This is a genomic window from Roseofilum halophilum BLCC-M91 (assembly GCF_030068445.1).
GTDB classification, from domain to species: domain Bacteria; phylum Cyanobacteriota; class Cyanobacteriia; order Cyanobacteriales; family Desertifilaceae; genus Roseofilum; species Roseofilum halophilum.
Genome location: NZ_JAQPOK010000047.1, coordinates 1 through 9,639, shown reverse-complemented (window position 1 = coordinate 9,639; position 9,639 = coordinate 1). Strand labels below are relative to the sequence as shown.

At 46.2% G+C, this 9,639-nt stretch carries 12 protein-coding genes; 2 read left to right on the top strand and 10 right to left on the bottom strand.

Features of this window, described 5'->3' with window-relative positions:
• Positions 1-206: 206 nt before the first annotated feature.
• From PJF56_RS06025 to PJF56_RS05990, 8 genes are all read right to left on the bottom strand, one after another.
• Complete coding sequence (locus PJF56_RS06025) at positions 207-1,175, bottom strand: coiled-coil domain-containing protein (RefSeq protein ID WP_283761745.1); 969 nt, start codon at positions 1,173-1,175, stop codon at positions 207-209.
• Between the two features lie 130 nt (positions 1,176-1,305).
• Positions 1,306-1,923 (bottom strand): chromophore lyase CpcT/CpeT, encoded by a 618-nt coding sequence (locus PJF56_RS06020; protein WP_283761744.1) that lies wholly within the window; start codon positions 1,921-1,923, stop codon positions 1,306-1,308.
• Positions 1,924-2,063: 140 nt separating this feature from the next.
• Positions 2,064-2,591 carry a phycobiliprotein lyase gene (locus PJF56_RS06015; RefSeq protein WP_283761743.1) on the bottom strand — a complete coding sequence of 176 codons (528 nt, stop codon included), beginning with the start codon at positions 2,589-2,591 and terminating at the stop codon, positions 2,064-2,066.
• Between the two features lie 23 nt (positions 2,592-2,614).
• The gene (locus PJF56_RS06010) at positions 2,615-3,175 is read right to left on the bottom strand and encodes a rod-capping linker protein CpcD domain-containing protein (protein ID WP_283761742.1); all 561 of its coding nucleotides are present in this window, start codon (positions 3,173-3,175) and stop codon (positions 2,615-2,617) included.
• Positions 3,176-3,340: 165 nt separating this feature from the next.
• Complete coding sequence (locus PJF56_RS06005) at positions 3,341-4,213, bottom strand: phycobilisome linker polypeptide (RefSeq protein ID WP_283761741.1); 873 nt, start codon at positions 4,211-4,213, stop codon at positions 3,341-3,343.
• Positions 4,214-4,495: 282 nt separating this feature from the next.
• Positions 4,496-5,062 (bottom strand): phycobiliprotein lyase, encoded by a 567-nt coding sequence (locus PJF56_RS06000; protein ID WP_283761740.1) that lies wholly within the window; start codon positions 5,060-5,062, stop codon positions 4,496-4,498.
• A 13-nt stretch (positions 5,063-5,075) separates the two neighbouring features.
• Positions 5,076-5,657: a globin family protein gene (locus tag PJF56_RS05995; protein WP_283761739.1), complete on the bottom strand. Its 582-nt coding sequence runs from the start codon at positions 5,655-5,657 to the stop codon at positions 5,076-5,078.
• A 73-nt stretch (positions 5,658-5,730) separates the two neighbouring features.
• On the bottom strand, positions 5,731-5,946 hold the full coding sequence (locus tag PJF56_RS05990) for a hypothetical protein (RefSeq protein ID WP_283761738.1): 216 nt from the start codon (positions 5,944-5,946) through the stop codon (positions 5,731-5,733).
• A 120-nt stretch (positions 5,947-6,066) separates the two neighbouring features.
• Between PJF56_RS05990 and PJF56_RS05985 the strand changes: the two genes are divergently transcribed.
• A complete protein-coding gene (locus PJF56_RS05985) occupies positions 6,067-6,753 on the top strand; it encodes a HEAT repeat domain-containing protein (protein WP_283761737.1) in 687 nt (228 codons plus the stop codon).
• Between the two features lie 3 nt (positions 6,754-6,756).
• Here the strand turns inward: PJF56_RS05985 and PJF56_RS05980 are convergent, their stop codons facing one another.
• On the bottom strand, positions 6,757-8,655 hold the full coding sequence (locus tag PJF56_RS05980) for a mechanosensitive ion channel family protein (protein WP_283761736.1): 1,899 nt from the start codon (positions 8,653-8,655) through the stop codon (positions 6,757-6,759).
• A 199-nt stretch (positions 8,656-8,854) separates the two neighbouring features.
• Entirely contained in the window at positions 8,855-9,457 is a 603-nt protein-coding gene (locus PJF56_RS05975; RefSeq protein WP_283761735.1) for a 2OG-Fe(II) oxygenase, read from the bottom strand.
• A gap of 56 nt (positions 9,458-9,513) precedes the next feature.
• On the opposite strand from PJF56_RS05975, the gene PJF56_RS22085 reads away from it, so the two are divergent.
• The coding region (locus PJF56_RS22085) for a helix-turn-helix domain-containing protein (protein WP_347179458.1) at positions 9,514-9,639 on the top strand (126 nt) is incomplete at its 3' end.

Here is a 9,639-nt window from a genome sequence, read left to right as displayed (position 1 = left end):
TATGACACCACGGGGAAAGTCAGCACTGCCAAGATTCTGGAATACATCAACGATCCTCATCACGGCGGTTGAAACCGCTGTTCGCTTTTCCGCCCCGCGTTGAAACGACGGGGCTACCAAGCTCTCGTCATTTTTCCGTGTGGGGGCGGGTTTACAAAGGTTATGGATGGGATTTGTGGATGGTTGGTTCACCCGCCCCTACTGGCTTAAAAGGTATGGCTGCGCCACCGGTTTAAGTGATATTCACCGATCGCCGAGAACTGCTGCATTTGCTGCATTTTTTCTTCTAACGCTTGGATGGTTTGCTGCTGGAGATGCAGTTGCGATCGCAATTCCATTTCTTTCGCATGGGGTGTTTTCACGCTTTTTAATTGGGTCTGGAGACCATCAATTACCTGAGAGTGTTGTTGCAGCTTACGTTCTAGGGCTTCATACTCTTGACGATCGATAGACTGGTTATTGTCGTGCTGTTGTTGCTCCTGTAATACCTGGGCTTGAAGGGCTTCATAATCCTCTTTGGAGACGGTGGTATTTTTTAGAGCCTCATGGGTTTGCTGAAGTTGGTTCACTTGGGCTTGCAGTTGAGCGATGATTTGTTCTTGATCTGCTACTTTTTGCTCCCAAGCGGCGATCGCCTCTTGGTTTTTCCCTGCTGCTTGAGTCTTTACCGCGTCCTGGTTGTGCTGAAGCTGTTTGATTTGGGCTTGCAACTCAGAAATCGTCTCTTCTTTTTGAACTACTTCTTCTTTTAGAGCCTCTCCCGTCGCTGCCTTTTGCTGATAAACGGCCAGCTTTTCTTGTAAGTTTGCCAGACTTTTATCTTTGTTGGCCAATGCTTTTTTCAGTTCATCGACTTCGGCTGAAGTTGGGGTAGCTGCGTCGGCAGAGCTTTGGCTGACGGCAATATTTTTCAGCGCGGGAAACTTTCCTTCATTTTCTGAACCGTTGGACTTCCCATATTTGGACTCAAAGTCTAAAGTTAGAATGGTATTAGTCAGCTCACTTTTAACGCTGATATATCCCCTTGACATCCGCTCTATCAACTCTGAGCGCGATAACTTGGTGGTTTTCGCCATCTCGTTCAGTAGCTCTTTTCCAGTGGGGGTAATAGAAATTCCTAACTTCATTTTTGACTCTGAGTATTGGGTGCGATTAGTTTTTGTCTCTTTAGCCATTTTAGCAAATTTGGGGTTAACGTTTATCTTTTTTTACACTTGTTTATCCTTCCTGGTTTTCAAGCGGTTGAAAGGGTTCAGAATCAGTTAGGGGAAAGCCTTATACTCTTCTACGGAAATGGGAGAACGATTATTCTGATGCAGGGGAGACTTCATGGGCAAAACTGGTGATTTTTTCAAATTCTAATGCTCCTTCTTTTGACCCCCAAATCTGTTCGTGGGTATGGACATCCATTCCTCGATCTAGACTTTTCCAAGTCGTTTCTGTCAGTTCTACTTCACTAACTAAGTAGGTTTGATGGCCTTTCCGATGAATGAGACATTGATTTCCGGGTTCGACCGATCCTCGATAGCGAGTTCCGTCCCATTGGAAAACCATGGAGCAGTGGTAACGCCTTTGGATCGCCTGGGGGGTGATGGTATGCAGAATGCTTAATTCTCGCGCTGAACCGGCATACAGCATGGGGTCTTGTAAGCTATAGTTTTCGATATAGATGCGATCGCCGCGATCGACTAATCGATGTACCCCTTGACGGTATGGACTCCACAGATCGTAGTCATAGACTTGCTCGGAATAAAACCCGATGCCTTGAAAAAATTCCCAGGGTAGGGGTCGCCACAGGACATGAATATGGGCATATAATGTGGGATGGTTATAGGCTTGCTGATGATTGCTAAAATCTCCAGCTAACCAATGAGCCAATCGGATCAGTTCCTGAGAATAGGACGTAGATACGCTAGAGGTCATGGAACAGTTTGCTATAGGTTGGCCTGGCCAGGATTGACCTTAACCCTTTGTTTATGATCCCTCTATTATATCTTAAAGGGTGCTGTCGATCTATATGGGGATCGAGGATAACGCTACAGTTGAGCCAAGAATCTCAAGGTTTAGGAGGATGACCGGATTTCGGAGGAGAAAGAAGCGGTGGTAACGCCTTGACCATCTTGGGTTTTAATTAGGGAGACTCGAAAGCGGACATTAGGAGTTGTAAACCAAATTCGCTCTTCAGCGGCCGCCCGCTCGTAGCTGGTGATCAGGGTAAATATCCCTTCATCATTGAGGGAATATTGACCGATCGCCGGAATAGTTTCGGCATAACCGCGATCGCGCAGAAGTTGGCCTTTCTGGGGGCGATCGGGGTCGGGAATGGGCACTAAAATACAGGAGCCTTTGAGTTCTTCGTCTTCATCCCAATCTGATTCTCCTTCCCAAGACATCTTAAATGGGGATTCGATCGCGGCTGGATCGATCTCATATAAGTCACAAACTGCCAATACCCCCGGATCTTGGGGGTCTAGGGCCATGATATCGATGGTTGAGCGTACTTCCTCAAAATGGGCAAAGGCTAAATGATGGCCGCTGCGTTGCGATCGCCATCGCCCAATTGACTGTTTTACAAATTGCTTAAGATCCATAATCTCTTGCCTATTGCCTACCTTTATCGTCGCCGCCGTCTTCTCAAAGGTTGACTGCGGAAAAAGAGCCGTCTTTGCTTGGCGCGAGATAATTGGCGGTGGCGAAATGGTTTTTGATCGGATTTCGCGGTTTTGACCCGATGAGAGCGCACCGGTTTGATCTCCGACGGATTCACTTTGCGCCCAGGAAGCCGGGAATAAACGGCCGAGGGTGTTTTGGGTTCCTCAACTGCAAGCGGTTTTGAATTTGGGCTTTGAGCGATTAATTCAGAATCTCTGGGGTCTGGATCTGGAGGTTCTGGGGGGCGATCGCTCGATGATTCTGGGTTCTCTACAGACTCGAAAGCCTCCGAAATCCCCCGATCGTCCCTTGCAGAAGCCTCGATCTCGAATGGGTTAAAGACTTTCACCTGTTCCACTGCTAGGATTTTACCACCAAAACGGTGAATCCGTTGTATAGTTTGAGATAGCTGACTTTGGCGCACGGTTAACCCAGTTCGGGCGTGACGCTGATTGGGGTAGCTCCCCCCCTCGATTTGCAGACGCACCATGGGCTGGTGTAAGGATTTTGGCTCTAATCCCATAAAATACTCATCTTTTGCTTGTTTTTTCCGGCGATCGCCTATGCTGCTTAAGCAACGACCTTGGCACAGTTGTGCAAGCTGTTCCGTTGCCTAGGCTACTTCACAGAAATGGGGCAGCAGGATGCAACCCATCCCACTGCCACCAATCGATCGGGCTAATCGAGATTAATTCACCGCAGTAATGCTGGCAATCTTACCCCCTTGTTTGTGAATTCGCTGATAGGTATCAGAGAGTTGATCAAAGGGAACCAACAGCACTTTGTTGCTCCAACGGAATTTGGGCATCCGATTGAAAGCGCCTGGGGAACTATAACCGGTCACTTCGACCCGGTAAACTGTTCCGCCTTCCGTTGCACCTGCACCCAGACGAGTCCGAGCGCTGGCGGGCGGTTCTTGGAAAGACCAACCGCCGACACCACCAGAAGGTGGCACAACCGCAGTTGGAGTTCCTTGAATCACCAGTTTATTTAGGCGAGGACGATTGCCGGACAAGCTTCCTTTGAAGTCGCTGCTTCCAGGGCCACGCATCAGTTGGAACATATGGGTGAAGCCCACCAGATTTTTTACGCCTTCGCTTTTGTAGCCGCGCACATAGGGAACAATATTTTCCCCAAAGGTATTTTGATACTCGTCGCTATCGATGTAGGAATCAATATCCGCTTCAAAGCCTTGCTCATTCAGGATTGCACCATGAACTTGCATTTCTTCATAGCTATCGGGAGCGCGACCCAATAGATGTTTGAAGTTTAACTCAATCAAGCGAAAGGGAGGGCAAGAGTCAAAGAAACGAGTGCGATATAAGCCAGATTTGGCTACCTGACGCACAAACTCGCGAACACTGATTTCTCCCCGCTTCAGTTGAGATTCAGGGACGCTCAGGCGTTCGTTTTCCATGACATAGGAATTGCCTAAAACTTGGCGGTAAACCGCCCGAATTACGGCTTCGACTTCTTCACCCGATTGTCCTGGCCAGAGTTCAATGGGGTCGGTTTCTTCGTATACAGAAACTCCTAATTCCGACGCGGGTCCAAAAGGCATTTATACTAATCTCCTTTCAAAGAGGGTCTACAAAAGGGTTGATTCCTGGGAATGATGCTTGAAAACGTTAATAAACTTAACATTTTAATTCAGAAAACACTAATCCTAGAATTCAGGCGGTTTTCTGACTTTATCCCAGTTGTTTCCAGTTTATTGCTAGTTTCCGTCTCCTCATTTATACACCGAGGGTCGGTCGAGAAAGTGTGAAGAATTGTAAAGTTTTGCCCGCTTAACGGGGCTAATCTCGCTCATGTTCTCAGAATATGAGCGATTTAGCGATTCCTATGTTGAGGAGCTAATTTGTTTTTGTTCAACTCCAAATCCCACAAGCGCTAATTGATCGAGGGGTTGCCCTTCTGCGGGGCGATGGTAGTTGAAAATGCGCCGAATTCTGAGAGTGGGATTGATCAGGGTAATCGAGTCTACGGAAACAACACGAGTATAATTTGTTTTCATCAATAATTCCAGACTTTGGGGATCAAAGCGGAATTGGGCGACTTTAGGCTGGCTCTCTTCGTAGGCGCGATCGCGCAAATAATCCCCAGTTAAGACTCCAGAGGTCTCCTCATGGGGCACAAACAGCATATTAAGCTGCTGGGAAACCCGTTCCCCTTTTTCCGAGACAGTATTAAATCCTAAATGGAAACCACACAAGGATTCGATATTCTCCAGATCGGGGCGCTGGTTGTCCTTGAGAACTTGGGTTTTCGCTGCTGTCGATAGGGGAGCGATCGCAAATTCCGTGCGCGATCGCTCCACTTCCTGCACCGTCAAATAGTGATAAGTCCTTTCCGTCACCCATTCCCCCACGCAACACTCAAAGAAATACCGAAATCGCTCCATAGACATTTCCCTTCCTCCTCTAATTTCTATAACCTTCAAATCCCTTCAGGCGATCGATCAAATGATCGAAATAGGGCAATAACTCTGTCTTTTTATTCCCACCACACAGTTCAATAGCAATCTGTTTCATAGCTTCGAGACCCACCACCATAGCATCCAAAGGAACCTCTAATTCCTGATACAACAAATCCATATAATGCAGACCCTCTGCACTCGTATATTGGGGAGACGCACCCGCCACACCATAATGAATACAGCGCAAAAAATGCCAGAAATCCCGCCAGCAATTTTCCGCCCGTTTTTCCGGATATAACGAGCCTCCAGGTTGGCTAATCTGGGGAAACTGCTCTAAAACCTGAGACCTAGCGCCATCAATAATCCCAGAAGAGCGATCGCGCAAATCCTTAGCAATGGCTAACCATTCCCCCTGCTCCTCTCCTAGACTAGCCAACCGATTCAACTGCTCATCCGTCAAATACTGACGCTCTTGGTTCGCCTGTTCAAACACCTGAAGCACTTCCGGCTGCACCGATCCAATCCAACTCTCAAAACTGACAATTTGAGCTTTACGAATCAACTCCTGAACAGAAGCACTCAACATATCTGCTTTCCACCCATTAACTTCTCCATTCAATCAAGAGGACAAACTTTAGCGTTCCTCCTTCCTCATCCGACTAGCCTTGACTGGCACGCAATTCCTGAAGCGCACGATCGATTTTGATAATTTCCGGATGATTGGCCAACTTTTCCAACGCCTTCTTTTGAGAGAGTTTGACCTTACGAGAAACGCCCAGGACATCATTAACCAGACGTTCGCGATATTGTTCTAATTCACGAATCACTTCTTCGATCTCTTGAGCAGTCGCTTGAGTAGAGTTAGATTCAGACATAGGACTTTAGTTCGGGTATTAACACTCAATCTACGATGCAGTAATTCCTATCATCTTCCCAAATCTTGGACTCTGTGGTTAAAATTTTAAGAAACGTAACACAAGAGATCGCCAAACCCTATGGAACTGCATCAAATCCAAACCGCCCTCAACAGCTCCAATTCCCAAGACCGACTCAAAGCCGTCACCGCCCTCAAAGACTACAGCAGTCAAGATGCACTCCCCCTACTGATGAGTAAAATCAACGACCCCGATTTTCTCGTCCGCTCCTTCGTCGCCATGGGACTAGGGCGCAAACAATCCCCCGACACCTTTCCCGCTCTGCTCGAACTGCTCAAGCGAGATCCAGACCCCAACGTGCGCTCCGAAGCCGCCAACTCCCTCTCCTATGCCGGTCAAGTCGCCATCTCCCATCTCGTCATCGCCTTTCATCAAGACGATCATTGGTTACTCCGTCGCAGCATCATCGCCGCCCTCGCTGACCTCGGCCATCCAGAAGCCCTATTAGAAGTGGGTCTATGCGGCTTAGAGAGCGACGATCTCACCATTGTTGAAGCCTCCATAGAAGGACTCGCTTGCCTGGTCAATACGGGCAAACAACAAGCAGCCCTAGAAACCCTTTTACCCCTGAGCGCTTCACCCGAATGGCGCATTCGTCGCAAAGTCGCTTGGGCCCTCCAAAAGTTTGAAGGCTCACAAGCAGCTCAGTCTGCCCTACAAACCCTCTCCCAAGACGAGGATCATCGCGTCGTAGCCGCCGTTTTGGAAAACCGCTTATTTAAGGATGCCAAGAGAGTAGGAGAGTAACTCTTATTTCATGGGTTGCGACCCTAAAGAAACCACAGGAGAATAATCCTTAAGTCGCACAGACTGTTGTGGAACTCCTATTCCAATCCCTTCTTTTTCAAACACTAACTTCAGTCGCCGACGAAACTCACGAGCCACATCCCATTGTCTGATCGGTTGAGTTCGGATGAGGGCACGGATCAAAACCCCTTGGTGAGACAGTTCATCCACTCCCAACATTTGCAAATCATCAGTAATGATATTCTCCCAGGTGGGTTCTTTTCTCATGGCTGAGGCTGTTTCTTCAATCAATTCCATCGCCCGATTTAAATCTGCATCATAGGCAATTACCACACTAAAATTCACCCGCGACCAATCCTTAGTCATATTGCGGACTATACCCACAGACCCATTAGGAATCGTAATCGCTTCTCCATCTAAATTTCGCAATTGGGTCATATATAAATTCAGCTTCTCCACTAATCCACCCACTCCATTAATATCCACCACATCTCCAACGGCGTAACGGTCATTCCACAAGATTAGAGCGCCATTGAGTAAATCTTGAACCGTATTTTGGGAAAACCAACTTAGGGTCACCGCAATTACCCCAAAACTTGCTAGTATGGCTGGAGAAAAACCCAATAACCGCAAGGTCATCAGTAAACCCAGAGTGATAAAAATAAAGCCAGTGAGTTGGGTGAGAGCTGTTGAATAAGTATTCGCTCTTAAGACATAGCGAGAAGAGGAACTCGATTCCTGACGGGCCGAATATCTAGCCCATCGACTCAGAGACCATTCAATTAAGAAATCGCCCAGTTTATTGAGAATGATGATCGACACCCAAACCAGGGGTAAATTTAAACTCAATTCCCAGAAAAAATGTTGATAATTTCGCGTTTGAGGATAAACATTAACTAAAGCAGCTCCTCCCCAAGACCAAATCAGAAATTGCACAGTCAAGAGTAATTGTAGAATCAGATTTAGGAAGTTACGCTGTTGCTTCAGGAATGTGCGGCGCTTGATCAAGAGTTGAGGCAAAACTTGCAAAAGAGATTCTAATTGGGTGGTCGTGTCATTCAGTTGTTTCCAAAAGCCGGGGAGTTTGATATTATTGCCTTTTAATATCCAGGCTAAGTTGTTAGGGAATGACTCAGAAGAAGATGAATCCCTCTCGCTAGAGAAGGAGGTTGAATTTTCTGATGAGCCTGATTCAGCATTGAAGGCGATACTGTTATCGAGTTCTTGAAGCGTGCGACGGAGTTTACGATCCCAAGCTTTGATTAATCGGTAGATTACATAAATGGAGAGGCTGATAAAGATAATCCAGAGTAGCCTCCTAGCGACAGTTTTCAAGGGTTGAAAGGGTACTGTGAATAGTTTTTCTCGCTCGGAGATGGATTTATGAAGTTGCTGTTCAAGTGTATTTTTCCATTCTTCTGCTAAATTAGAAATTTGTTTTTCTGCGTAGCGAGCATCCAGTTCAGTGATGGTTACAATTTTACGAGAAACCAGCCCTTCTTGATCGGGTAAAAAGACTACGGTTTGACCAAATAATTCCCCAACTTCTATTTTTAGAGACGAAGCATTATAATTTTCTTCTGTTTCTTGCTGTTGCAGGTCATAGAGTTGTTTAGAATTAATGATTCTATAGAGGGTGTTTTGAATATTTTTGGCTCGTTCCTCTGCTGAAAGAATGTATTGATCTCCACTGTTGAGCTGATTTTCGGGCAAAGAGGTGACCGAAAACAAGAAATTGCCATCGACATAGACCGGACTGCATAAAATATTGCCACAATCATACATTTCATTAATATTCCACCCTAGGGCAGAGGTAGAGTTTTGAGGTTCTGATGTGGGGAAAAGCGGGATCTGACTAAGGGCTGGAGAACTACAGAGTCCAGATAAAATCAGAGCAACCATACAGACTCTGAGAATCAATTTCCAGATTCTGGCAGAAGGTTGAATAAATTTTATGAGTCGGATGAGGTACATGAGCAAAACTGAACTGAGAATAAACAAATTGCTTTGATTATAAGAGATCTGTGGGCAACTGAGTGAATGGATAGATAGGATGATGGCTCAGGGCAGAGGGCAATCATAAGACCCAAGAGACACGGCATTAGGGACTGTACACAATATCGGTGCGTAATACATACTTGATGCCCTCTTCGACTATACATCCTTTGTGCCATAATCGATGCTCAAAAATTAAAGCATGACCGGTTTTAGGGGTGATGGTCGTCCGGTCTTGTCGAAATAGGGTCTCGCCCCCTTTAAAATCTTCGCTCAGGAAAATTAACAGGGTGAATAAGGTTTCATTGCCCTCTACATTTTGACGGCCATCTTGGTGGATCTTAAATTTCTGGCCTTGGGTATATCGATAGAAACGGAAATAGGGGGATAGACCGATCGCCTGTTTTCTTTCATAGATGGGTAAGGTATAGGAGGCGAGTTGATGCCATAATTCTTGGGCGAGGGGTTCTGAGTATAGGTTGACTCTGTGATTATTCCGGATTTTGGGTAAATGTTGACGACCTTCATGGACTTGAATATCTGCTTCGGAGTAGCCTATTGTTTCAGATTGATCGATGAGTTGATTGCATTCTTCTCTGGTGAGCAGAGATTCAATGATTAATATGTTATTGCTCAGTTCAATCATTTTCATATCATCAGAAAAATTGGGTCTGAAACCCCGCCCTGGAAGGGCGGCTTTACTAACCATAGGCTACCACAATTACATCTTAGGTGCTACAATGTGAGAACTCCTTTGAATCCCACATGGAAAGAGCATTTAACTACCGATTTTACCCAACCTTAGAGCAAGAGTCGCTATTGCGGCGCACTTTGGGTTGTGTAAGATTAGTTTACAACAAAGCGCTCCATGAAAGAACTCAGGCTTGGTAT